We start from the raw sequence: 23,516 nt of genomic DNA, 5'->3' as shown, positions 1-23,516 counted from the left end.
TTTCTCCTTTAATGTTTATGCCGTTGATGCGCCTGATTTTATGCTGCTTTGGCAGTTTGCGGTAGGTCAACCATGATGAAAAATCTCGTGCGGGAGAAGGTTGCGTTTGTTATAATCAAGTTGAAATTGGCAAGGAAGCTTAGGAGATAAGGTTTTTTGCTTTGATTGTTCAACCAAGAGGATTAATGAATATGTTTCCTGAATATCGCGATTTGATTTCAAAATTAAAACAAGAAGATGCACACTTTGCCCGTTTGTTTGACGAGCACAATGAGTTGGACGATAAAATTACCGGCTTGGAAAACAATGAAGTAACTGCGGTTTCTGCAGCAGAGGAAATCGAAAGCCTGAAAGTGAAAAAGCTGGCTTTGAAAGACGAATTGTACGAAATTCTGAAAAAAGCTTCTGCTTAAGTTTGAATAAACGAAATGCCTGTCTGAAAGTTTTCAGACAGGCATTTTTTGAACCCTTATTTTATTTTTTAGAATTACGCGACTGCACGTCAATAATCCACACCTCCGATTGCGAACCGAGGCGGAAAGGCACGCCCCAAAAACCGTAGCCGGAGGTAACAAAATAATGCCCCATGCCCAGTTGCGCATATCCGTAGGACACACGGTTGAGGAATTTCACCACGAAATTAGCCGGAAACACCTGACCGTTGTGCACATGGCCGGAAACCTGCACGTCAATCGGCAGTTTTTCATGTTTATGGATTTCGGTCGGGCGGTGATCGAGCAGGAAAACGGGCTGTCTCGGATCGGTTTTCAGCAGCAGCTCTTCGGTTGGCATGCGGTTTTTGGCATTGTCGTCGGGGCGGCCGATCAGCCAGAAGCGGTTGTCTATCTGCACTACATCGTCATGCAGCACGGTTACGCCGGCTTCGGTGAGCGCTTCGTGAATTTCACGTTCGTGTCCGAACAAATCGTGATTGCCCATGGTGGCATACACGCCAAGCGGCGCACGCAGCTTCATCAGGCTGGGCTTCATGTCTAATTCGCGGTAGGCTTCGGTGTCATCATCCATAATATCGCCGGGCAGCAAAACAATGTCCGCTTTTTCACGGCTCATAATCGCTGCCAAATCATCCAGCTGTTTGCCGCGGAATAAATAACCTAAATGCAGGTCGCTTGCCATGCCGATGCGGACGGTTTTTTCAAGCGGTTTGTCTATGGTTACGGTCATACGCTTTACCACCGGCACATAAGCGCTGTACACCGCATAAGCCGTGACACTGCAGAAAAACAGCACGCTAAACGCGCGCAAACCCATAGCCAAAGTGTGTTGCGCCACGCGTTTTCTCAAAGCAAGCCACACTAAAAACACCGCTGCCGAAGTAAAGACAGTAAACAGCATCAGCACCATCCAGCCCGCGCTCACACGGAACATAAACCGCCAATAGCGTAAAAGCGTCAACACAAGCAGGCCGTTGCTGAATACGAATGCGCCGATCAAAATCAGGCGATGGGCGGACGTGCCTTTTTCGGTTTTCAGAAACCATTGCCAGAATTTGGCAAAGCAAAACGTGAAAACCTGCAATACACAAAAGATAAATGCAAAAAACATAAATCCATTCCGAAAATATAAAGAGGCAGATTTTAGCATGGCACTTCATACGCAACGCTTGTCTGAAAAAGTAAAAAAAAGCAAGCGGAAAAGGCAGGCAGAATGCTGCACGTAGTGTAAATTCAGCTATAATATCAAGCTGAATCTGAATTAAGGGAACAAATATGACCACTCCACAAACTGCAATTATTCCGGATCATTGCAAAGCCGGCATCTTTATTCAGGCAGACGTAATTTCCGGGCAAGCCGAAGCGGTGAAACAAGCCTGCAAAACCGCGCTGGAAACCGTGCAGCAGCTGCAAAGCCAATATCCGGATGCCCATTTAGGCCTGACCATCGCATTCGGCTCCGATTTCTGGAAAAGCCTCGGACACCAACAGGAAGGGCAGGAAATCAAGCCGTTCCGAGCTTTAGGCAACGGGCTGGCACCGGCGACGCAACACGATATCTTGTTTCATATCCAATCCATGCGCCATGATGTGAATTTCCTGCTCACCCAAAAACTTGTTGGCTTATTCAATAAAATCATCGATATAAAAGACGAAACCCACGGCTTTCGCCTGATACAGGAACGCGGAGTGGAAGGCTTTGTGGACGGCACGGAAAACCCGCAGGGTAACGAAGCAGTAGCCGGAGTGGCCATTATCGAGCAAGACAAACCCGACGCAGGCGGCAGCTATGTGCTGTATCAGAAATACCGCCATGATTTAAACAAATGGCGTACTTTCAGCCTGGACGAGCAGGAAGAAACCATAGGCCGGAGCAAAGAAGACAACGAAGAATTCGAAGGCGAACGCCTGCATCCTCGCGCCCACATTGCCCGCTCCAATTTAAAAGAAAACGGCGTAGGCCTGAAAATCGTGCGCCGCAGCCTCCCTTACGGCACGGTTACCGGAGAACACGGTTTGGCATTTATCTGCTATTGCAACAAACTGCATAACTTTGAAGCCCAGTTGTTGAGCATGTTCGGCGAATCGGCAGACGGACAAACCGATTTGATGCTGGAGCGGTTTACTCAAGCAATATCGGGCGGATATTATTTCGCGCCGAGCGCCGGGCGGCTAGCCAATCTTTAATCGAGGGCGGATTCGGATTTGAAGTGCAACTTTCCATAACAGAAAAAGGCCGGTATGCGGTAGCATACGGCCTTTCCTGCAAGAAAGATTGCCATGAGCTACACACAACTGACCCAAGACGAACGATACCACATCCAATACCTATCCCGCCACCACAGCATCAGCGAAATCGCCAAACGGCTTAACCGCCATAAAAGCACCATCAGCCGCGAAATCAAACGGCACTGCCCACAAGGGCAGCAATACAGTGCCGAAAAAGCCCAACAGCAAAGCCGGCTTACCAAGCAGCGCAAAAGAAAGCCCTATAAGCTCCATTCGCAGCTGATCCAACACATCGCTACCCTCATCCGCCGCAAACTCAGCCCCGAGCAAGTGTGCGCCTATCTGTACAAGCACCACCAAATCACACTCCACCACAGCACCATTTACCGCTATCTGCGTCAAGACAAAAGCAACGGCGGCACTTTGCGGCAGCATCTCGGAATAGCCGGCAAATCCTACCGTAAACGCTACGGCAGTACATGGAGCAGAGGCAAAGTACCCGACCGCGTCGGCATTGAAAACCGACCCGCCATCGTCGACCAAAAATCCCGCATCGGCGACTGGGAAGCCGACACCGTCGTAGGCAAAGATCAGAAAAGCGCATTACTGACCTTGGTCGAGCGGGTTACCCGCTACACCATCATCTGCAAGTTGAAGAACTTCAAAGCCAAAGACACTGCCAACGCCGTCATCAAGGTATTGAAGGCGCATAAAGCCAGAGTCCATACCATTACCATGGATAACGGCAAAGAATTCTACCGACACATCCGAATAGCCCAAGCATTGGAGGCGGAAACCTATTTTTGCCGCCCCTACCATTCTTGGGAAAAAGGGCTGAATGAAAATACCAACGGACTCATCCGCCAATATTTCCCCAAACAAACCGATTTCCGCAACATTAGTGAGCGGGAAATACGCAGGGTTCAGGATGAACTGAACCATAGGCCAAGAAAAACACTTGGCTATGAAACGCCAAGTGTTTTATTCTTGAATCTGTTCCAACCTCTACTGCCTGAGTGTTGCACTTGAAATTCGAATCTAAGGACCTGTGAAAGCTTAAAAATGCCTATCTGAAAAAGTTTTCAGACAGGCATTTTATCTGCCATGCAGCATAATTCAGTCTGCTTGCACTTTAGATATCTGATATAGAGGCTGCCTTAGATAACTACCAAATTGTCTCTTACCATGAATATAGTTTGGGACTAATCTACGTCAGTCCCTAGTTTTAAAATGTTTTTTTGAATAACCTAGTTATCAGCGACAGCCTCCTTTTATTTTAGCGGCTTTTGCAGAGCCACTACGATGGCTGCTTCATGGAGTTTCCATTTAATAGGAATAACAAATGAGCGGTCTTTTCTCGGTAGCATAATTTCATCGGGTGCGCCGCGAATCACAATAGGGACTGAAATTTGCAGCGTTTCTCCGAATATTCTGCGGGCATTGCCTGCAATGGTGTTGGCTACTTCGCCGATAATGTCCATAACATTTTCTTCTGAAGTATCATATTCGTCCATCAGTACCAACAAGCGCTGGGCCAGCTCTTCAGGGGAAGTAAAATAAACAATTCCGTTGGCGTAACCGGAAATGGCGATAACGCCAGAATATTGTTGAGCTGCCGGCATACTGTTTTCAACCAGATAAGGTGTTCCGATTAAAATTTCTTCATTTGCTACATGTTGGAAGTATTGTTGAACACCTTCCAAAAATACTTGTAATTGCGACTCTTTCATTTTAAATCTCTAGGCTCACAAATCTTCAGTCATTTCTTTTAATGCATCGAAAAGCTCTTCGTCTGAAAACGGTTTATAAAGAAAGCCTTTCGCGCCATATTCCAATGCTTTAATACCGGTGGCTTTATCGGCAAGCGCGGAAATAACCAAGATATTTGCATCATTATCCAGCTCGATCATGCGCTGGATACAGGTCAGGCCGTCTGCTTTGGGCATGGTTAAATCCATCGTAACTAAATCCGGACTTAATATTTCATAGAGCCCGACGGCATCTTCTCCGTTTGAGGCGGTAGCGACTACTTCAAAGCCGGTGTTTTCCGAATTTCGGGTAATACGGTTACGGATGACATTGGAGTCGTCAACAATCATGATTGTCGGCATACCAGCTCCCTTTCATATGTTTGAATCTGTTGTTAGAGTTTTTTTGGAATAGTTAACACTATCCGGGTATAGGCACCTGCTTTGGTAGCGAGCGATATTTTGCCGCCTAATTGTCGGACTTTCTCTTTAATAATATCCATGCCTACGCCGCACCCTGCGTCTTCACTACTATATTCGGCAGTTGAAAAGCCGTGTATGAAGATTTGCTGAATCAATTCGTTCACACTTAGTTTTGATGCTTCCTCATGAGAATAGGTGCCATTCTGAATCAGTTTATTGCGGATTTTTTCATGGTCGATACCGGCTCCATCGTCTTGAATGCTTAATTTGATGGTATCTCCGGCTTCCTCCAAAACCAAACGCATATGGCCGGCCGCCAATTTATGCATATTCAATCGGTTTTCAGGTGTTTCAATGCCGTGTACAACCGCATTTCTGAGCATTTGAACGGCTAATTCGTTTAAGTGGCTTTTCAGATGCACGTTTAAAGGAATGTTATCCATACCTATGCAGCTGAAATCGACTTCTTTATGGTTGCGTTCCGCCAGTTCTGCTACAAATTTGGACAGCTGTTCTTTAACAGGCTCGGCGTGGAATACCGCTTGAGCAGCCGAGTTGTTACCGGCAATCCTGTTGCTCAAGTCTTCGATAATATCAGTAAGGCTGAATAATTCTTCCAAAGATACGGTAAGAGGCAGGAAATCTTCACCTACTAAAGCGATTTTACGTTGCAGCTCTTTTAATGAAGTTTCCAATACTTCGGCAAGAGAAATAAAACCATGAAGGCCGAGGGAGCTGGCATCTCCTTTCAAACTGTGCACTTGACGGAAAATGGAGCGGATTTTTTCCTCGAAGTCCGTTTGGCGTTGACCCGGCTTTTTAAGGATTTCATTAATGCTCTCGTTACGCTTTTTGGTTTGCTGGATAAAATCGGAAAGAAGCTGCGGATCTGTTTTCAAAATGGTATTGAGCATCTCCATGCGCAAATCATTTTGTTCGCGTTCTGTTTCGATTTTATTTTCAAGCAATACGGCATCGGTAACATCGTTTACGTTAACCAACACTCTGACGATTTCTCCCGCATGATATACACGGTTGAATTTAAAGTCGAAGTAGCGCGTTTCTTTTTTGCCGGATTGGTTCACAATGTTCATCGGGCAGCGGATCAGGGGGTTGAGCCCTGCAATCAAACGCTCTTTGGTGCGCGGATTATAGAGTTGTTGCACAAAGCTGGCGGCAGTATCCAAATCTCTGGGATTCTCTGCTATATCGGCTAAAATTTCTAATAAGTTTTTACCACCTAAGTCTGTTTTGCCTAAGAGGCGTTCCAACTCTGTTGAATATTGGGAGCCAATGTTCATTTCTCTGTCAAGCAGAAATAGGCCGCTGCCGACTGTTTGGAGAATTTCTTTGGTTTCGTTTCGTGCCGCCGCTGCCGCTTGGTCGGATTTGCCCAAACGGCGCATAAAGAATCCTACAAAAACAAAGAAGTAGATTAATGAAGCGGTAATGCCTGCAATTTGGATATTTTGCAGTAATTCCGCTTTTTTGTTCATGTCATTGTTGAGGGCAACGATGATGTTATCAATATTTTCGTAGAGTTCTTCATGATGCTCACGGGCAAACTCAGAAACTTCGTGTGCAAAATCGGGGTTGTTTTGATGGTTTACATCGTATCGTAGAGCCGCATTAATCAGCGGGAAGTATTCATCCCAAAGGGCTTGGATTTTTTGCAGTTCTTTGCGGGTTTCATTTGTTGTTAACGGTTTGAGAGAATCTTGGTTGGCAACAAAATCATAGTTGCCGCCTTTATCAAGTACTTTGACGATATTTTGGAAAGTTTGGGAAGACTCTTTCAGACTTTCCCGTTCTTTTATGCTTTCTTCTTGATTTGTTTTAAGATCGGCATGGTGCTTATCATCAGATTTTTCATGACGGTGTTTTTGCGCATCATGTTTTTCAAGAGATAAGATTTGCAATACTTGGGTGGATGAGAGAATGTTGTAGGCGCTGTCGCTTAGCGTACCTGCTGCATCAATCTGGGCTTGGTTAATTTTGATTTGTTCTGAAATCCTGTTGCCCGTAAACATCACGCCTGATACCAGCGCCAGCAACAGTGCAACGGATATGGTTACTTTGCGGTAGCGTTTGAAAGGTGATTGATTGAGCTTTTCAAGACCGGACACATTGCGTGCTTTAACCATATTTTTGATATCCCTTATAAATAAAGCCAAATAGCTGAAATCGAAGGCTGGCCAAACTTACGGCTGATGCCAACCCAAACCTGTCAGGAATCGTTTATAGATAATTCATACTTAATGACAGGCAGTACTTTCATTCAGAGAAGCACTTTAATCAATTGGTGGTTTCAGAAGTAAAGCGTTTTGAACCGCATATTTTCCCCGTGCGCTTCGGCTTCTGTTTGGAATGGAATATACCAAAATAATTTTGATTGTTACAATATTTGGATTGAAATAATTCTGATGTGAATAAAAAGCAGAAACATCATTTTTAACAAAATCAAAGATATAAAAAAACAGACCCGTTTACGACATTGTTGTATTAAAACATACCGTTTGTTAAAAATTATTGCCGATTGTTTTGATATGCCTGTCTGAAAACTGCTTGAACGGTATTTCAGACAGGCATTGCCGTGATTGATTCTGTGCGGAACGGATGCGGGTTTGACAGGCTTGAAAGTACAGTTTTCCGGTTATAAGGCCGAGCGTTCTATTTCTACACCGGTTTCCCTTACTCCTTCCAATATGCCGGGCTTAACGACACGGACGCGCACCCATAATGCGCCGAAATCTTGCAAAACCAGCTCCGCCACATGTTCAGCTAAAGCTTCGAGCAGCATGAAATTCTGATGGCCCAAACTTTGGCGGATGGCTTGGCATACGTCGGCATAATGTATGGTGTCGGCTATATCGTCGGAAGCTGCGGATTGCGGCGGCACGCCGATGTCTATGTCCAGCAGCAGAGTTTGTTTTTGCTCGCGCTCCCAAGCGTACACGCCGATGAGCGTTTCAGCTTTCATACCGTGCAAAAAGATTTTATCCATTTTGTTTTTCAACCGTTTCAGTTAGAATGATGCGGTCTTATTCTAAAGCAAACCACCATTATGTTGGCAAATTTACTGGCCGTGGTCGCGGCTTATCTGATCGGGTCGCTTTCTTTTGCGGTGATTGTGTCGAAAATATACGGCATGGACGATCCGAGAACTTACGGTTCGGGTAATCCGGGCGCAACCAACGTATTGCGCAGCGGTAAGAAAAAAGCGGCGGCTCTCACGCTTTTGGGCGATGCCTTGAAGGGGCTGGTTGCCGTGTGGTTGGCTTTGGCGCTGCAAGACAGCTTGGGTTTGAGCGATGCAACCATTGCTGCGGTGGCTGTGGCGGCGTTGGTGGGGCATATGTGGCCGGTGTTTTTCGGTTTTAAGGGCGGAAAAGGCGTGGCCACTGCGTTAGGCGTGTTATTGGCGTTGTCTTGGCCTACTGCTTTGGTATGCGCTGCCGTGTGGCTCGTGATGGCTTTTGGTTTTAAAGTATCTTCGTTAGCGGCACTGGCCGCAACGCTGCTCAGCCCGATTGCCGCGTATTTTTTGATGCCTTACGGCTCATGGAAACGGGCAACGCTGATTATCGCTTTGCTGGTTTTGTTCAGACACAAAAGCAATATCGAGAAACTGCTTAAAGGCGAAGAAAGCAAAATCGGTGATAAAACCGATTAAAGTTAGATTGAGTATCGTGACAAAGCAATGCCTGTCTGAAAACCGTTCAGACAGGCATTGTTTTATTTCCAAATGTCTGCTTTTCTACGCAAATAGCGGGTATCGTCGAATGTCGCCAGCATAGATGGGGCGAGTGCAACGAAAATGGCGGCCAGAATACCGCTCAGAAAAGCTTCTCCCCAAGCAATCAGAAAAAACACTTTGAATGAAGCATCCCAAAGCGACACGCCCGGAAAAGCGAGTGAATGTTCCAATGCAGCTACGACCAGTGCGCCGGTAAACAGCATACCGACGGCAGCGGCAATAAATCCGTTCACAAAGATATAAATAAACAGATTCGGCGGCAGATAACGCTGCACCAAGCTGAGCAGCAGCCTGCATATCAACACAGGAGGCAGCAGAAGCAGCAAGGCGTTAAGTGCAAACACGCCCGAAGTTGAAAAACCGCCGGTAATAATCAAATAGGGCAGAAAAAGCAGCGCCCCCAGCCAAAGCGCAGCAGGAGCGCCGAGCATCAATGTAACTAAGCTCATGCCGAGCAAATGATAATTCATACCGCTCAATTGTCCGCTGTCTATACCGGCGCGCAGAATCCACAGCAAAGCCAGCCATATCAGCGCCACGGCAGCCACACGCGGACGGTATTGCAGCACGGCCCATGCTTTTTTCGCCGTTGCCGCCAACACCAAAAAAAGCGTGCATCCGGCGGCATAAAGCCACGCAGGTTCAAACCACTCGGCAGAAAAATTCATAATCCAACCTTATCTTCAAGATGCGCGCATTATACTAAAAGAATGCCTGTCTGAAAGAATACTGCCGCACACAGCACCGCTGCGCAAAACCTAAAAACACGCTAAAATAGCCGCTTTGCAGAAAATCAAGCGAAGGCTGCTTTTGTATGTTATGGACTGTTTTACTCATTATTCTTATCGCGGCGATAGGCGGGCTGTTATGGTTCCGCCACCGTCAGGAGCGCGAGTGGCAGATGGAGATGACTTATCTCCGCCGCCACCAAAACGAGCGTCCAGATTTGCCCGATAATGTTAAAGAGGCCAAAGAAATCAGAGGTGCCGGCCCCAATCTGCAAAACAGCCGCGATACCCGCAAAGCTGCAGAAGAAAGCCAGGCCGTATACGAGCGCACGGTGGAAAAACTGAGGGAAGTTGCGCCCAAACGGGTGCGCAAGCTGGATGCGCTGATGGGAAAACTCGATCCTGAAGAGCAAGGCAAACTGGATGAATTGCCTATTTTCGCAGACATGCAGAACAGGGAATCCGGCTTTGCCGAAGTGCCCGATATGGACAGCAGCACGCAAGCGGCAGACCGTTTGCGCCAAATGCTCGGCCGCAACCCTGTGCGTACTTCCAGCAACCATCTTTCGATTGCTTCTTATCTGGCCGAGCATGAAGAAGAGCAGTCGGCCTTTTCGCATTCCAAGCACATGACGGCGTTTGATGGGTTTGAAAGCGGTTTGGCAATGCCGCGCGCCGTTCCTGACATTGTGGATTTCGATATGGATCCGAAAATGTTGCGTAAGCCGCACAAGCCCGCTCCCGACTTGCCCGTGATTACGCTTGAAGAAGCTACCCGCAGTCCGTGGATAGACGAACCCGAGCGCCCGCAATTTGAACAAGCCGCCGGTTATCAAGATTCCGCCTCGTCCGAGCCGCGTAAAACCATCACATTGGACGATCCTGCCGTGGTGCGCACCCGCGCCCGTACACTGGCTGAAGTTAACAAGCTCTATATCGAAAACTACCGCCCCGAAGCGCATGAAATGCGCCATCTGCCCTCAAAACATACGGTGATTAACGAAACCGATATTCAAACCAATCTGCAATGGCAGCGTGTTTCCCACTATAACCGCCGCCACGCGCAAGCCCTTTCGGAACATCCCGGCCATCAGAATCCGGATACTATTCCTTTGGAAGAAATCTTTTTCAACAGCGTGCGCAACGGCTTGCCCGCAGGGCGGCGTTTCCGACGGGCCAGCAGTACTGGGCATGAAAGCGTAATACCGGAAACCACGCGCATCGAGCAAGCGCAGGTAACGCAAGTTCAGCGCCCGCGTCCGATGGTGGCGGCGGGTTTGAACAAACCTGCTGCCGTACCTCTTTATAAAACCCGCAATGTTGAAAAGCCTGCGCAGCAGCCGGCAATCAGTACCCCGCCGGCGCCGAATGCTACGGTAGTGGAGCCGCCGCCCGTTCCCGAAACACCCAAACCGGTTGTGGATATTCCCGAGCCGCCGGTGTTTAACCGCGATAGCCACCCCGTGCAGGCTGCTGCGCCGGTTGTGAATGCGCATATTACCGATTCACCGGATTCTTTGATTCGCGAGCGCTTAATCAGTGAATCCGCGCCGGAAATAACGGAGCCTGTCGCCTTGCAGGCTGGCAGCAACCAAGTGCCGGAAAGTTATGAAACCGACAGCCAAAATGATACGGGCCTGTCTGAAAATCCAGTGCTTGAACAAGCTTCCGGTATGGTGCCACAGCATGAGCACCATGCAGAACATGTTCAGACAGGCATGATTTTGCCGGATGTATCCTTGCTGTTGCCGCCGCAGTTTGATGCCGCCGCAACGCAGAGTGAAGAGGCAATGTTGGAAAACAGCATTACCATCGAAGAAAAACTGGCCGAGTTTAAGGTGAAGGTTAAGGTGCTGGATGCTTATGCCGGCCCTGTGATTACGCGGTATGAAATCGAGCCGGATGTCGGCGTGCGCGGCAATGCCGTGCTGAATCTGGAAAAAGACCTTGCCCGCTCGCTCGGCGTGGCGTCAATCCGCGTGGTGGAAACCATACCCGGCAAAACCTGTATGGGTTTGGAGCTGCCCAATCCGCGCCGCCAAGTAATCCGGTTGAGTGAAATTTTCAATTCGGCCGCTTTCCGCGACAGCAGCTCCAAGCTGACATTGGCTTTGGGGCAGGACATTACCGGCCAGCCGGTTGTAACCGATTTGGCTAAAGCGCCGCACCTGCTGGTAGCGGGTACGACAGGTTCCGGCAAATCGGTGGGCGTGAACGCCATGATTCTTTCCATGCTGTTTAAAGCATCGCCGGAAGACGTGCGCATGATTATGATTGACCCGAAAATGCTGGAATTGAGCATTTACGAGGGCATTCCGCACTTGCTGGCGCCGGTGGTAACCGATATGAAGCTGGCGGCCAACGCGCTGAATTGGTGTGTGAACGAAATGGAAAAACGCTACCGCCTGATGAGCCATTTGGGCGTGCGCAATTTGGCTGGGTTCAACCAGAAAATTGTAGAAGCTGCCTCTCGGGGCGAGAAAATCACCAATCCGTTTACCCTCACGCCGGATGACCCAGAGCCGCTGGAAAAACTGCCGTTTATCGTGGTGGTGGTGGACGAGTTTGCCGATTTGATGATGACGGCGGGCAAGAAAATCGAAGAATTGATTGCCCGTCTTGCCCAGAAAGCACGTGCGGCGGGCATTCATCTGATTTTGGCCACCCAGCGCCCGAGTGTGGATGTGATTACGGGTTTGATCAAGGCCAATATTCCCACCCGCATTGCCTTCCAAGTGTCGAGCAAAGTGGACAGCCGTACCATCCTCGATCAAATGGGTGCGGAAAACCTGCTCGGGCAGGGCGATATGCTGTTTCTGCCGCCGGGCACGGGTTATCCCAAGCGCGTTCACGGCGCATTTGTTCAAGATAGCGAAGTGCATGCCGTAGCGGAATATCTGAAACAATTCGGCGAGCCGGATTATATTGATGATATTTTGAGCGCAGGAGTGGGCGGCGACGATGTATTCAGCAACGCGCCGGGCGGAAATAACGACCGCGACGAGCTTTATGATGAAGCGGTGGCAACCATTCTCAGAACGCAAAAACCGAGCATTTCCAACCTCCAGCGCCACTTGCGGATCGGTTATAACCGTGCCGCCACGCTGTTTGATATGATGGAGGCAAACGGTGTGATCTCAGCTGCCGAACCAAACGGCAAGCGTACGATTCTGGCGCAAAGCTCGGCGCATTTGGATTGACGGCTTGCAATATCGGTTCATTGTGCCTGATTCGTCAACAATGCCTGTCTGAAAAGCATTTTCAGACAGGCATTGTTGTGTGCCGGCCGATTTTTCTTATTGATAAGTGAATCAATTTAAAAATAGTACGTTCGTCATACTCGGGCTTGACCCGAGTATCTTGAGTTCCGCTAACTTTAGGAGATACTCGGGTCAAGCCCGAGTATGAAGGTATTTTTATTATGTAAGTTGGTTGGCTATATTCGACTACCCGCTTTTCAAGCCTTGTTGATGATTTTAATGACAATTGCAAAACCTGCGTCAGGCGCGCGCGGTTATTTTCCTTTCTGTCTGCCGCAAAGTGCCTTGAAATCGCCTTAAAATAAGCGCAAAATCGTTGCTCCCTTTTGTAAAGAAAAGAATAAAGGAAAACAATCATGAGTGAGCTTCACCCCCAAACCCTGGCCATACGGGGCGCTAAAGAGCAAACCGAATTTAACGAACACAACCAAGCCCTGTTTTTAACCAGCAGCTTTATGTGGCAGGATGCGGCCGCCGCCGAAGCCTTGTTTTCAGGAAAGCAGAGCGGTTATACCTACAGCCGCACGGCCAACCCGACCGTGAGCGCGTTCAATAAACGGATGGCTTATCTTGAGTGTGGGGAACAAGCGGTTTCGACGGCTACGGGCATGGCTGCGATTCAGGCAGCTTTGTTGACTTTTCTCAACGCAGGCGACCATATGATTGCCAGCCGCAGCCTGTTCGGCACCACTATGGGCTTTATCATGAACCATGTTACGCGCTTCGGCATTGAGGTAACGCTGGTTTCGCCCACCGATGTGGCCGAATGGCGGGCCGCATTGAAGCCGAATACCAAAATCCTGTTTTTGGAAACGCCTTCCAATCCCTTGGGCGAAGTGGCCGATTTGGAGGCACTTGCCAAAGTGGCGCATGACGCAGGCGCGCTTTTGGTGGTGGATAACAGCTTGTGTACGCCTGCTTTACAGCAGCCTTTGCGTTTCGGTGTCGATTTGTCGGTGGAGTCGGCCACCAAGGGCATCGACGGCCAGGGCAGGGTGCAGGGCGGTGTGGTGGTAGGCAGCGCTGAATTGATGAAGCAGGTTCAGGTTTATATGAATGCCGCCGGCATTTCGATGTCGCCGTTTCATGCTTGGGTGCTGCTCAGCGGTTTGGAAACTCTGGCCGTGCGGATGAACGAGCAAAGCCGCAATGCTGCGCAGATTGCAGATTGGCTCCGCGTGCAGCCGCAGGTGGAAAAAGTGTATTACGCCGGTTTTGCCGACCATCCGCAGGCAGATTTGGTGAAAAAACAGCAGGCTTCGGGCGGCACTGTGATTGGCTTTGAAGTAAAAAATGCCGAGCTTGCATGGAAAGTAATTGATTCCGTGAAAATTTTTTCCAGAACGGCCAACTTGGGCGATGTGCGCTCCACCATCTGCCACCCGTGGACAACCACACACGGCAAAATGGCGCCGGAAGAAAAGCGCGAAGCCGGTATCGGAGAAGGCTTGGTACGCTTATCGGTGGGTTTGGAGCATCCCGATGATTTGATTAACGATTTGAAACAAGCATTGTCGTGATGCGGTTTTCAGACAGGCATAGCTGATATGCCTGTCTGAAAATATTCAAACACGCTTTATTAATCAACATTATGCCTGTCTGAAAGCTTTCATCATGTCTGCCGCCAAAAAATATACTTTGCTTACCATCGCCGCTATCTTCCTGATAGCCTGTTGCCTGCGCACGCCCATTGTGTCGATGGGGCCGCTGGTGAAAATGATTCAGGCGGACATGGGCAGCGGCAGCACTCTGATGGGCATTATCGGCACGGTGCCTGTGTTGGTGTTTGCTTTTTGTTCGCCGTTTGCCGCTCCGCTGGCGCGGCGTTTCGGTTTTGAAGAAGTGCTGATCGGCGCACTTTTGGCTTTGGGCGCAGGGATTGTGTTGCGCACGGCGGGCATGTCGCCGGTATTGATGCTGGCGGGTACGCTGATTTTGTCGGTGGGCATTGCGATGGGCAACGTGTTGGTCTCCGGCGTGATTAAGCGCAGCCTGCCTTCGCATGTGGGGCGGTTTACTGCGCTTTACAGCGTAACCATGAGCCTGACCGCGGCTTTGTCTGCGGCTGTTGCCGTGCCTGTGGCGCACCGCGTGGGCTGGCAGATGTCTTTGAATATGTGGGTGTTGCCGGTGATGCTGGCTTTGGCGGTGTGGCTGGTTTTGCGTGTGAAGCAGGGGCATATGCCGGTGGCGGGCGCGGCGGAGCAGGAGCAGGTGGTGTCTGTGTGGCGCAATAAGCTTGCTTGGGCAATCAGCATTTTGATGGGCATGCAGTCACTGCTGTATTACACGTTTTCAGCCTGGCTGCCCACCATTCTGGCCGACCGGGGCGTGAGCGCCGACGAAGCCGGATATTATGCAATGTTGATGCAGATGGCGGCTTTACCGGCGATTTTCTGCGTAACCACGTTTTCCGTGAGAATGCGTAACCAGCGCTTGTTGGTGCTGTCGGTAACATTTTTGAGTTTAATCGGCATGGCGGGGCTTTGGCTGCTGCCTTATGCAACGGCTTTATGGGTGTTCTGCCTCGGCGCGGGCGTGGCGGGTACGTTTACTTTGTGCTTGCTTTTATTCGTGCAGCGCACCGATTCGGCGGCCGAAGCGGCCATGCTTTCGGGTATGGCGCAAACAGTGGGCTATTTGTTGGCGGCAACCGGGCCTGTGGGCGCCGGCTGGCTGTTTGACAAAACACAATCATGGAATATGGCGCTGGCTGTTATGACCCTGTTGATGCTGGTAAAATGCGCTTGCGGCTGGTATTGCGCCCGACCGGTTACATTGCGCGAGGCGGCCGGAATCAAGAAAGGATAAGGATAATGACTGAAGCGGAGTTCTCAACTTGGTCTTTGCGCATCGGCCTGACCGTGTTGGTGGTCTTTTTGGGCTTTATTGTGTGGGATTTGGGCAAAAAATCCAAAGCGGGTAAATTCGGCATGTTTATGCTCTTTTTGGTATTGGGCTTGGGCGTGCTCGGATTTGTGTTTAAAAACGTGCTGGTCGAAATGATTTTGCTCAATAAAAACTAAGCAGATGCCTGTCTGAAAACCCTGAGGCGTGTTCAGACAGGCATTTGGTTAACAAGGATTGGCTGTATGCTCCGATACATCATCCAGCGTTTGCTGCTGCTGGTTCCCACGCTTTTGGGGATTTTGGCGATTACGTTTGCCATCATCCAATTTGTGCCCGGCGGCCCGGTAGACCAAATGGTTGACCGGCTGACCGGCGCGGGCATGATTAGCGAAGCGGCGCAGGGCAGCGGCGTGGGCATCAACCGCAGCGGCAACCGCCTAAACGCCGAGGATATGGCGAAGCTGAATGCGCTCTACGGTTTCGACAAGCCGCCTTTGCAGCGCTTTGGCGAAATGGTGGCGAAGTTTGCCCGCTTTGACTTGGGCGAAAGCTTTTTCCACCATCAAACCGTGTTGGAACTGGTGAAAGAAAAACTGCCCGTTTCCATGAGCTTGGGGCTGTGGACGTTTTTTCTTACCTACCTGATTTCCGTGCCCTTGGGCATTATGCGCGCGGTAAAAGACGGCACGCGCTTTGATGCTTTGAGCGGCATCGTAATTCTGGTGGGCTACACCGTGCCCGCTTTTGTGTTGGGTTTGGTGCTGCTGGTGCTGTTTGGCGGAGGCAGTTTTTTCGCTTGGTTTCCGCAAGGCGGCTTAACCGGCAGCAATTGGGACGAACTGAGCACCGCGGGCAAAATCAAAGATTACCTCTGGCATATCACGCTGCCGATAACCGCTTCGGTGGCCGGCAATCTGGCTGTGGTTACCGTGTTGACCAAAAACGTGTTTCTCGAAGAAATCCGCCGCCAATATGTGTACACCGCGCGCGCCAAAGGCCTGTCTGAAAAACACATTCTCACCAAACACATCTTCCGCAACGCCATGATTCCGCTGGTAACCGGCTTTCCCGCCGCATTTATCGGCGCATTTTTCACCGGCAGCCTGCTGATTGAAACCCTGTTTTCGCTCGACGGCCTCGGCCTGCTTTCCTACGAATCCGTGATGAAACGTGATTATCCCGTGGTAATGGGCACGCTCTATGTGTTTACCCTGATGGGGCTCTTGGCCAAGCTGCTTACCGACATTTCCTATTCATGGGTTGACCCGCGCATCCATTTCGGCGGCCGGAAATAGCCTTTCAGACAGGCATAGACCAAAACGGAGACTTATGCGAAACATCTTAGCCGCAAAAGCCTGGCAATCCTTTAAAAAACACAAGCGCGGCAGCATCAGCCTGATTATCCTGCTGCTGCTTTTTGCCGCCGCCTTGCTCGCACCCTTGTGGAGCAACGACAAGCCCTTGTGGGTGAGCTACGAAGGCCGCCACTACTTTCCCATTTTCAAAACCTATCACGACAAAGATTTCGGCGGCGATTTCGACACCGCCGCCGACTATCTCGACCCGCTTATCAAACACAACATCACCGGTGGCGGCAACCGTGCGGTTTATCCGGTGAATCCCTACGCCGCCAACACCTTAAACGACTTCGACACGCTGCCCGATCCCGCGCCGCCCTCCGCCAACCACCTGCTGGGCACCGACGATCGCGGCCGCGACGTATTGGCAAGATTGGTGTACGGCTTCCGCGATTCCCTGCTGTTTGCTTTGGTGCTGACCGCAGTTACCACCACCATCGGCGTGTTGGCCGGCGCCGTACAGGGCTATTTCGGCGGCAAAACCGACTTGCTGATGCAGCGTTTTATGGAAATCTGGGGCGGCATGCCCGAGCTTTATCTGCTGATTATCCTTTCATCATTTTTTAACCCCGGCCTGCTGGTGCTGCTGTTTCTGCTTTCCTTATTCGGCTGGATGGGCTTATCCGACTATGTGCGCGCCGAATTTCTTAAAAACCGGCAGGCTGATTATGTGCTGGCTGCCAAAAGCATGGGCGTGCCCGACCGCACCATCATGTGGCGCCACATTCTGCCCAACAGCCTAACCCCCGTGCTCGCTTTCCTGCCTTTCCGTATATCCGGCGGCGTGCTCGCCCTTACCAGCCTCGACTTCCTCGGCTTGGGCGTGCCCGCTTCGCAAGCGAGCTTGGGCGAACTGCTGGCACAAGGCAAAGACAATCTCGACGCTTGGTGGATAGGCCTGTCTGCATTCGGCACCCTGACCGTGATGCTGCTTTTATTGGTAATGATAGGCGAAGGGCTGCGGCACGCGTTTGATGTGAGGGCGAGGGGATGATGAATATTCTGCAAATTGAAAATCTAAATGCCTCTTTCCCCGGCAAACAAGTGCTTTACGACATCAATCTCACCGTCAAACAGGGCAGCAAAACGGCGGTTGTGGGCGAAAGCGGCAGCGGTAAAACGGTGTTGGCGCAGGGGATTATGCGTTTGCATCCGGATGTGTCGTTGAGCGGCAGCCTGAAATTTAACGGCGAAAACCTGCTTGATTGCAGCGAACGGCAGCTGCGGCGTTTGCGCGGGCGGGAAATCGGCATGGTGTTTCAGGAGCCGATGACGGCGCTGAACCCTGTGATGCGCGTGGGTGCGCAAATTGCCGAGGTGTTGACACTGCATTTGGGATTGGATAAGAAACAGGCGTGGGCGAGGGCGGTTGGGCTGCTTGCGGAAACGGGCATTCACGACCCTGAAAAAAAAGCGTTTGCCTACCCGTTTCAGCTTTCCGGCGGGCAGCGGCAGCGGGCGATGATTGCGATGGCGGTGGCGGCGGAGCCGAAGCTGCTGATTGCCGACGAGCCGACCACGGCGCTGGATGTGGCGGTGCAGGCGCAGATTTTGGATTTGCTCGGGCGCTTGCAGCAATCGAAAAATATGACGCTGCTCTACATCAGCCATGATTTGAACTTGGTGCGCCGCTTTGCCGATAATGTGGTGGTAATGCAGCACGGGCGTGTGGTCGAGCAAGGCAGCGTGGCGGAAGTGTTTGCGCGGCCGCAGCATGAATATACGCAAATGTTGCTGAACGCCGTGCCCGAGCGCAGAGTGCAATGCCTGTCTGAAAACGCGGAAACGGTGATGGAGGCAAAGCAAGTCAGCGTGTCGGTCAGCGAGCGGGCGGGCTGGTTTAAAAAGCGGGAAAAAGTGTTGCTGCAACCGGTGTCGTTCACCTTGAAAAGCGGTGAAACGCTGGGCGTAATCGGCGAGAGCGGCAGCGGAAAAACCACGCTGGCCAAGGCTTTGGTAAAGCTGATGCCTGCAAAAGGCAGCCTGAAAATCCGGGGAGAAGCTTGGCGGCCCGATTTGCGGCGCGAAACGCAGATGGTGTTTCAGGATCCGTTCGGCGCATTTAACCCGCGCATGAATGTGTTGGAAATAGTGTCCGAGGCTTTGAATGTGTATGAGCCTGAGTTGGATGCGGATCAGAAAAAGGCACGGGTGCTTGAGGTGCTGCAAACGGTGGGTTTGCACGGTGATATTCTGGAGCGATACCCGCACGAGTTTTCCGGCGGGCAGCGTCAGCGGCTGGCAATTGCGCGCGCGATTATTGTGCGCCCGAAAATTTTGGTGCTCGACGAGCCGACCAGTGCGCTTGATGTGCAATGGCAACAGCAGATTTTGAAGCTTTTGGGCGATTTGCAGCAGGAGCATGGCTTGAGCCTGATTATCATCAGCCATGATTTGGCGGTGATCAATGCTTTGTCGCACCGCGTGATGGTGTTGAAAGACGGCGCGGTGGTGGAACAGGGTGATTGCGGGGCGGTGTTTGCAAATCCTGATAACGACTATACGAAAAAACTATTAGCGCATAATAAGGCTTGAAATTTAAGCCCGGCGGCCTTATCCTCACTAACAGGTTAGTTTTATTCACGTAGCGGCTGTGAAACGGGATTTTTCATGGCTGTGTTTCCAAAAGAAAAGGAAAAAATATGAGCAATTTAGTCGTACACGCTACCGATGCTTCTTTCGAGCAAGATGTTTTGAAATCAGATGTGCCGGTTTTGCTGGATTTTTGGGCGCCGTGGTGCGGCCCTTGCAGAATGATTGCGCCGATTTTGGACGAAGTGGCGGCTGAGTTTGAAGGCAAAGTGAAAGTGGTAAAAATCAATATTGACGACAACCAGCAAACGCCTGCGCAATTCGGCGTGCGCGGTATTCCGACGCTGATGGTGTTTAAAAACGGCCAAAGCGTTGCCACTAAAGTGGGCGCATTGGCTAAAGGCCAGTTGGTGGCGTTTGTGAATGCTTCTATCGGCTAATGTGAAATAGCGTTTGAAATGCCTGTCTGAAACTTTTTAGACAGGCATTTTTCTTGCCCGCCAGCCGGCAAGCAGAAACACGGCCACGCCGGCCCATACCCATAAATAGCCGATGAAGCGGTTGAAATCGAAGCTCTCGCCAAACAAAGTCAGCCCGATAAAAAACTGTGAAGTCGGTACACCGTATTGCAAGATGCCGAGCAATGATAAGGGTATACGTTTGGCGCTGGCGGCGAAAAACAGCAGAGGTATGGTGGTGATGGCGCCGGAGCCGAGCAGAAGGGAAATTTGCAGGGTGTTGAGTTCGCCGAAAACCAATGTGCCTTGTGTATGGCACCAGGCCAAATAAGCCAGCGCGAAAGGCACGATAAGCAAAGTTTCCAAAGCCAAGCCGGGTAAGGCCTCCATGGGGGCGAGTTTGCGTATCAGGCCGTAGCCGCCGAAGCTGAAGGCAAGCAGCAGGGCCACCCACGGAATCTGCCCTGCAGGCAGCGCCAGCCAAAGAATGCCGATCAGGGCGAGCACAACGGCGGCTTTTTGAGCGCGGTTTAACGGCTCCTTAAAAATCAGGCCGCCGAGCAATACGTTGAACAAAGGGTTGATGAAATAGCCGAGGCTGGCATCCAGCACATGATGGTTGACAATCGCCCACAGGTAAACCAGCCAGTTGATGCCGATCAGAAACGAGGAAAGCATGAGCAGACCCAAAATTTTCGGATTTTTGAAGGCGGCGCGCACGGCAGCTGTTTGCTTGAATATAAGCAGCATCAGCAGGGCGAAGACGGCCGACCAAACAATGCGCTGCGCGAGAATCTGATCCGCGCCTATGGCCGATTGGTTGAGCGGATACCAGTAAATCGGGAACAGCCCCCAGATGGAATAGCAGCCCAGCGCATACCATAAGCCTTTGCGCTCGTCGTCGGATGTGTGGCGGTTTGTCGTGTGCATATGAGTGGTCGGAATCTTTGGGTTAAAGGCAATGCCTGTCTGAAAAGGCGGCGTTGGTTTTCAGGCAGGCATCGGATGCTGCTTATGATGGGTCTTGCAGCGGTGTATTACTCAATTCCTATATCCAAACATAGGGTTTCGCCGCAATAGGCTTTGCCGGCATCATGAAGATGCGCGGGTTTGTAGGCGGCAAACGTGTAGGTAATGTCGGCCCGAAAGGTGTCGGCATCGGCCTCGGCTGTGTCGCAATTCAAACCGGTGGGAATATCCAGCGCGATTTTGGCGCCCAGCATGGCGTTTAAGCTGCGGCAGGTTTCTGCCACTGCCTGCGGCAGCGAGCCGGTAAAACCGGTGCCGAAAATGCCGTCGATAATCAAATCATAAGGCTTTTTCAGACAGGCATTGAGTTCGGCAAATTCGATGCCGTGCAGATTAAGCAGCTTTTGGCGGTTGGATTCTGCCAGCGGCGACAATTCGTTGCCCAACACAAACACAATGTCTGCCTGCCAGCCTGCCGCTTGCAAGATGCGGGCGATAACCAAGCCGTCTCCGCCGTTATTTCCTTTGCCGCATACAATCAGTGCGCTGCCGGCTTGGGGAAAACGTTTGAGCAGATCGTCTGCCGCCGCGCTGCCGGCATTTTCCATAAGTTGTGCAAAACTGATGCCTTTATCCACGGCCATTTGCTCGTGTCGGCGCATTTCTTCTGCTGTGTAAACTTTCATGGCATGCTCCTGAACCTGGGGTGTTAGGAAAACAGCGGTTTACCGCTCAGCGGCAATATATCAGCTGATACGCTCGATTTTCGCGCCCACTTTGCCGAGTTTGGTTTCGATATGCTCGTAACCGCGGTCGAGGTGGTAGATGCGCTCGACGATGGTTTCGCCGTCGGCCACCAAGCCCGCCATCACCAAGCTGGCGGAAGCGCGCAGGTCGGTGGCCATCACGGTGGCGCCGGACAATCTTTCCACGCCTTTCACAATCGCGGTATTGCCTTCGGCGGTAATGTTCGCGCCCATGCGGTTCAATTCAGGCACGTGCATGAAGCGGTTTTCAAAAATGGTTTCCACCACTTTGCCATTGCCTTCGGCAATGGCGTTCATCACCATAAACTGCGCCTGCATGTCGGTGGGAAAACCCGGGTGAGGCATGGTGCGGATATCCACGGCTTTGGGACGTTGCCGCATGTCGATGGAAATCCAGTCGTCGCCCGCTTCGATAACGGCACCGGCTTCCACCAGTTTATCCAGCACCACTTCCATGGTTTTCGGTGCGGCGTTGCGCAACACCACTTTGCCGCCGGTCATGGCGACGGCGCACAGGAAAGTGCCTGCTTCAATGCGGTCGGGCACAACGCTGTGCTCGCAACCGTGCAATTCTTTCACGCCTTCGACGATCATGGTCGGCGTGCCGATACCGCTGATTTTCGCGCCCATTTTAACCAAGCATTCGGCCAAATCCACCACTTCCGGCTCGATGGCGCAGTTTTCCAGAATGGTGGTGCCTTCGGCCAAAGTGGCGGCCATCAGCAGGTTTTCGGTGCCGCCCACGGTAACCACATCCATCACCACGCGCGCGCCTTTCAAGCGGCCTTTGGCTTTCACATAGCCGTGTTCGATGGTGATTTCCGCGCCCATCGCTTCCAAGCCTTTCAAGTGTTGGTCGACGGGGCGCGAACCGATGGCGCAGCCGCCGGGCAAACTCACTTGGGCTTCGCCGAAGCGCGCCAGCGTGGGGCCGAGCACCAGAATCGAAGCGCGCATGGTTTTTACCAATTCATACGGGGCGACGGTGTTGTTGACCGTGCCGCCGTTGATTTCAAATTCGTGCACATTGTCGGTCAGCACGCGCGCGCCCATGCCTTGCAGCAGTTTTTGGGTGGTTTTCACGTCGCGCAGCATGGGTACGTTTTTCAGGCGCAAAGTGCCTGCGGTGAGCAAGCCTGCGCACATCAGCGGCAGGGCGGCGTTTTTGGCGCCGGATACGGTGATTTCGCCGTTTAACGGGCCGTTGGCGGAGATTTTGAGTTTATCCACAGTTTTGGTCTTTCGAAATAATAGGGGCGGCAGCTCGTTTCGGCTGCTTGGGAATGAATGTTATGGCTTATGGCGCCGAATGGGGAATTATAAAAGATAAAGGCGGTTTTGGGATATGGGTTGGCAATGCCTGTCTGAATATTTTCAGACAGGCATGGGTTCGGATTAACGGGCTTTATTCAGAATATCCTGATAGGATAGCAGCCGCGCTTTCAAATCGTTGGCATCCACCCATTCCCCTTGTTCGCGCTTGGCAAAAGAGCCGTTGCCCAAATCGGTGATGAGTGTTTCGAATGTGCCGTTTTCGTAGGCGATCATTTCCAGAAAAAAACGCTGGTTGCTTTGCGATAAATGGATATGGTCGCTTTTTTCTTTAAACGGGATTTGATTGACTTGCAAATGAACGATGAAAGCTTGCAGGAAAGTTTGTTTGTCGATCATTGCTTGAGCCCTTTTTCAGTTGCCTTTGGCCGCCCATTCTTCAGGCGTGGCGGCAGTTTGGATGGAAAGGGCGTGCAGTTCGTTGGAAGCGAGCTTTTCGGCCAGGCCGTCTTTAATCATGCGGTGGCGCGCCAAGCGTGCTTTGCCTTGGAACCGGCTGGAAACGATGGTGGCAAAAAAATGGTGGCCGTCGCCTTCTACTTCGATGTGTTCGCACGGGGCGATATCGGCAATCATCTGCTTCACTTGATCGGGGGTTAGCATTGTGTTTCCTTTTATCTTGGATTTGTCTCGCAATTATAAAACAGATG

General features: G+C 51.1%; 23 protein-coding genes. 12 read left to right on the top strand and 11 right to left on the bottom strand.

Features of this window, described 5'->3' with window-relative positions; translation table 11 throughout:
• The first annotated feature begins 191 nt into the window (after positions 1-191).
• Positions 192-413 (top strand): YdcH family protein, encoded by a 222-nt coding sequence (locus EL143_RS09615; protein WP_085416204.1) that lies wholly within the window; start codon positions 192-194, stop codon positions 411-413.
• Between the two features lie 61 nt (positions 414-474).
• Here EL143_RS09615 and EL143_RS09610 read toward each other — a convergent pair whose 3' ends face one another.
• Complete coding sequence (locus EL143_RS09610) at positions 475-1,566, bottom strand: metallophosphoesterase (protein WP_232001279.1); 1,092 nt, start codon at positions 1,564-1,566, stop codon at positions 475-477.
• A 164-nt stretch (positions 1,567-1,730) separates the two neighbouring features.
• Here EL143_RS09610 and EL143_RS09605 point away from each other — a divergent pair, with 164 nt between their 5' ends.
• The gene (locus tag EL143_RS09605) at positions 1,731-2,642 is read left to right on the top strand and encodes a Dyp-type peroxidase (protein ID WP_085416145.1); all 912 of its coding nucleotides are present in this window, start codon (positions 1,731-1,733) and stop codon (positions 2,640-2,642) included.
• A gap of 93 nt (positions 2,643-2,735) precedes the next feature.
• Positions 2,736-3,713: an IS30 family transposase gene (locus tag EL143_RS09600; protein WP_085416146.1), complete on the top strand. Its 978-nt coding sequence runs from the start codon at positions 2,736-2,738 to the stop codon at positions 3,711-3,713.
• A gap of 242 nt (positions 3,714-3,955) precedes the next feature.
• Here the strand turns inward: EL143_RS09600 and EL143_RS09595 are convergent, their stop codons facing one another.
• The 4 genes from EL143_RS09595 to EL143_RS09580 all read right to left on the bottom strand — a co-directional run bounded on the left by EL143_RS09595 (position 3,956) and on the right by EL143_RS09580 (position 7,859).
• The gene (locus EL143_RS09595; protein WP_085416147.1) at positions 3,956-4,414 is read right to left on the bottom strand and encodes a chemotaxis protein CheX; all 459 of its coding nucleotides are present in this window, start codon (positions 4,412-4,414) and stop codon (positions 3,956-3,958) included.
• 15 nt (positions 4,415-4,429) lie between these two features.
• On the bottom strand, positions 4,430-4,795 hold the full coding sequence (locus EL143_RS09590) for a response regulator (RefSeq protein WP_085416148.1): 366 nt from the start codon (positions 4,793-4,795) through the stop codon (positions 4,430-4,432).
• Between the two features lie 32 nt (positions 4,796-4,827).
• Positions 4,828-6,999, bottom strand: a complete 2,172-nt coding sequence (locus EL143_RS09585) for an ATP-binding protein (protein WP_085416149.1) — start codon at positions 6,997-6,999, stop codon at positions 4,828-4,830.
• 509 nt (positions 7,000-7,508) lie between these two features.
• Positions 7,509-7,859, bottom strand: a complete 351-nt coding sequence (locus tag EL143_RS09580) for a dihydroneopterin aldolase (RefSeq protein ID WP_085416150.1) — start codon at positions 7,857-7,859, stop codon at positions 7,509-7,511.
• Between the two features lie 60 nt (positions 7,860-7,919).
• Here EL143_RS09580 and plsY point away from each other — a divergent pair, with 60 nt between their 5' ends.
• Positions 7,920-8,528: a glycerol-3-phosphate 1-O-acyltransferase PlsY gene (gene plsY / locus EL143_RS09575; protein WP_372338574.1), complete on the top strand. Its 609-nt coding sequence runs from the start codon at positions 7,920-7,922 to the stop codon at positions 8,526-8,528.
• Positions 8,529-8,590: 62 nt separating this feature from the next.
• Here the strand turns inward: plsY and EL143_RS09570 are convergent, their stop codons facing one another.
• On the bottom strand, positions 8,591-9,280 hold the full coding sequence (locus tag EL143_RS09570; RefSeq protein ID WP_085416151.1) for an energy-coupling factor ABC transporter permease: 690 nt from the start codon (positions 9,278-9,280) through the stop codon (positions 8,591-8,593).
• Between the two features lie 146 nt (positions 9,281-9,426).
• Between EL143_RS09570 and EL143_RS09565 the strand changes: the two genes are divergently transcribed.
• From EL143_RS09565 to trxA, 8 genes are all read left to right on the top strand, one after another.
• Complete coding sequence (locus tag EL143_RS09565) at positions 9,427-12,540, top strand: DNA translocase FtsK (protein WP_085416152.1); 3,114 nt, start codon at positions 9,427-9,429, stop codon at positions 12,538-12,540.
• A 413-nt stretch (positions 12,541-12,953) separates the two neighbouring features.
• Complete coding sequence (gene metZ, locus EL143_RS09560; RefSeq protein ID WP_126326727.1) at positions 12,954-14,120, top strand: O-succinylhomoserine sulfhydrylase; 1,167 nt, start codon at positions 12,954-12,956, stop codon at positions 14,118-14,120.
• Positions 14,121-14,214: 94 nt separating this feature from the next.
• A complete protein-coding gene (locus EL143_RS09555) occupies positions 14,215-15,411 on the top strand; it encodes a CynX/NimT family MFS transporter (protein WP_085416154.1) in 1,197 nt (398 codons plus the stop codon).
• 5 nt (positions 15,412-15,416) lie between these two features.
• Positions 15,417-15,626, top strand: a complete 210-nt coding sequence (locus EL143_RS09550) for a DUF2788 domain-containing protein (protein WP_085416155.1) — start codon at positions 15,417-15,419, stop codon at positions 15,624-15,626.
• Positions 15,627-15,692: 66 nt separating this feature from the next.
• Positions 15,693-16,745, top strand: a complete 1,053-nt coding sequence (locus EL143_RS09545; RefSeq protein ID WP_054619432.1) for an ABC transporter permease subunit — start codon at positions 15,693-15,695, stop codon at positions 16,743-16,745.
• 34 nt (positions 16,746-16,779) lie between these two features.
• Positions 16,780-17,802 carry an ABC transporter permease gene (locus EL143_RS09540; RefSeq protein ID WP_085416156.1) on the top strand — a complete coding sequence of 341 codons (1,023 nt, stop codon included), beginning with the start codon at positions 16,780-16,782 and terminating at the stop codon, positions 17,800-17,802.
• Positions 17,802-19,343 (top strand): ABC transporter ATP-binding protein, encoded by a 1,542-nt coding sequence (locus EL143_RS09535; protein ID WP_085416206.1) that lies wholly within the window; start codon positions 17,802-17,804, stop codon positions 19,341-19,343. The genes EL143_RS09540 and EL143_RS09535 overlap by 1 nt, the downstream gene beginning before the upstream one ends.
• A gap of 107 nt (positions 19,344-19,450) precedes the next feature.
• The gene (gene trxA, locus EL143_RS09530; protein WP_009116303.1) at positions 19,451-19,780 is read left to right on the top strand and encodes a thioredoxin TrxA; all 330 of its coding nucleotides are present in this window, start codon (positions 19,451-19,453) and stop codon (positions 19,778-19,780) included.
• A 36-nt stretch (positions 19,781-19,816) separates the two neighbouring features.
• Here the strand turns inward: trxA and rarD are convergent, their stop codons facing one another.
• From rarD to EL143_RS09505, 5 genes are all read right to left on the bottom strand, one after another.
• Positions 19,817-20,728: an EamA family transporter RarD gene (gene rarD, locus EL143_RS09525; protein ID WP_085416157.1), complete on the bottom strand. Its 912-nt coding sequence runs from the start codon at positions 20,726-20,728 to the stop codon at positions 19,817-19,819.
• A gap of 107 nt (positions 20,729-20,835) precedes the next feature.
• Positions 20,836-21,453 (bottom strand): NAD(P)H-hydrate epimerase, encoded by a 618-nt coding sequence (locus tag EL143_RS09520; protein WP_085416158.1) that lies wholly within the window; start codon positions 21,451-21,453, stop codon positions 20,836-20,838.
• Positions 21,454-21,513: 60 nt separating this feature from the next.
• The gene (murA, locus tag EL143_RS09515; RefSeq protein WP_085416159.1) at positions 21,514-22,764 is read right to left on the bottom strand and encodes a UDP-N-acetylglucosamine 1-carboxyvinyltransferase; all 1,251 of its coding nucleotides are present in this window, start codon (positions 22,762-22,764) and stop codon (positions 21,514-21,516) included.
• Between the two features lie 165 nt (positions 22,765-22,929).
• Positions 22,930-23,205, bottom strand: a complete 276-nt coding sequence (locus EL143_RS09510) for a hypothetical protein (protein ID WP_085416160.1) — start codon at positions 23,203-23,205, stop codon at positions 22,930-22,932.
• 15 nt (positions 23,206-23,220) lie between these two features.
• A complete protein-coding gene (locus EL143_RS09505) occupies positions 23,221-23,469 on the bottom strand; it encodes a BolA family protein (protein ID WP_085416161.1) in 249 nt (82 codons plus the stop codon).
• Between the last annotated feature and the right edge of the window lie 47 nt (positions 23,470-23,516).

The sequence above is a fragment of the Neisseria canis genome, assembly GCF_900636765.1.
Lineage (GTDB): Bacteria > Pseudomonadota > Gammaproteobacteria > Burkholderiales > Neisseriaceae > Neisseria > Neisseria canis.
The sequence above is the reverse complement of the archived record's forward strand: the minus strand, read 5'-3'. Positions and strand labels throughout refer to the sequence as shown.

Bases quoted from the DNA above. Each gene is read 5' to 3' on its own strand.
- EL143_RS09550 (WP_085416155.1), top strand. From the start codon at position 15,417: ATGACTGAAGCGGAGTTCTCAACTTGGTCTTTGCGCATCGGCCTGACC.
- EL143_RS09590 (WP_085416148.1), bottom strand. From the start codon at position 4,795: ATGCCGACAATCATGATTGTTGACGACTCCAATGTCATCCGTAACCGT.
- EL143_RS09595 (WP_085416147.1), bottom strand. From the start codon at position 4,414: ATGAAAGAGTCGCAATTACAAGTATTTTTGGAAGGTGTTCAACAATAC.
- EL143_RS09615 (WP_085416204.1), top strand. From the start codon at position 192: ATGTTTCCTGAATATCGCGATTTGATTTCAAAATTAAAACAAGAAGAT.
- EL143_RS09585 (WP_085416149.1), bottom strand. From the start codon at position 6,999: ATGGTTAAAGCACGCAATGTGTCCGGTCTTGAAAAGCTCAATCAATCA.
- EL143_RS09555 (WP_085416154.1), top strand. From the start codon at position 14,215: ATGTCTGCCGCCAAAAAATATACTTTGCTTACCATCGCCGCTATCTTC.
- EL143_RS09610 (WP_232001279.1), bottom strand. From the start codon at position 1,566: ATGTTTTTTGCATTTATCTTTTGTGTATTGCAGGTTTTCACGTTTTGC.
- EL143_RS09535 (WP_085416206.1), top strand. From the start codon at position 17,802: ATGAATATTCTGCAAATTGAAAATCTAAATGCCTCTTTCCCCGGCAAA.
- EL143_RS09570 (WP_085416151.1), bottom strand. From the start codon at position 9,280: ATGAATTTTTCTGCCGAGTGGTTTGAACCTGCGTGGCTTTATGCCGCC.
- EL143_RS09540 (WP_085416156.1), top strand. From the start codon at position 16,780: ATGCGAAACATCTTAGCCGCAAAAGCCTGGCAATCCTTTAAAAAACAC.
- plsY (WP_372338574.1), top strand. From the start codon at position 7,920: ATGTTGGCAAATTTACTGGCCGTGGTCGCGGCTTATCTGATCGGGTCG.
- EL143_RS09510 (WP_085416160.1), bottom strand. From the start codon at position 23,205: ATGATCGACAAACAAACTTTCCTGCAAGCTTTCATCGTTCATTTGCAA.
- trxA (WP_009116303.1), top strand. From the start codon at position 19,451: ATGAGCAATTTAGTCGTACACGCTACCGATGCTTCTTTCGAGCAAGAT.
- EL143_RS09605 (WP_085416145.1), top strand. From the start codon at position 1,731: ATGACCACTCCACAAACTGCAATTATTCCGGATCATTGCAAAGCCGGC.
- EL143_RS09600 (WP_085416146.1), top strand. From the start codon at position 2,736: ATGAGCTACACACAACTGACCCAAGACGAACGATACCACATCCAATAC.
- EL143_RS09520 (WP_085416158.1), bottom strand. From the start codon at position 21,453: ATGAAAGTTTACACAGCAGAAGAAATGCGCCGACACGAGCAAATGGCC.
- EL143_RS09580 (WP_085416150.1), bottom strand. From the start codon at position 7,859: ATGGATAAAATCTTTTTGCACGGTATGAAAGCTGAAACGCTCATCGGC.
- EL143_RS09545 (WP_054619432.1), top strand. From the start codon at position 15,693: ATGCTCCGATACATCATCCAGCGTTTGCTGCTGCTGGTTCCCACGCTT.
- EL143_RS09565 (WP_085416152.1), top strand. From the start codon at position 9,427: ATGTTATGGACTGTTTTACTCATTATTCTTATCGCGGCGATAGGCGGG.
- rarD (WP_085416157.1), bottom strand. From the start codon at position 20,728: ATGCACACGACAAACCGCCACACATCCGACGACGAGCGCAAAGGCTTA.
- EL143_RS09505 (WP_085416161.1), bottom strand. From the start codon at position 23,469: ATGCTAACCCCCGATCAAGTGAAGCAGATGATTGCCGATATCGCCCCG.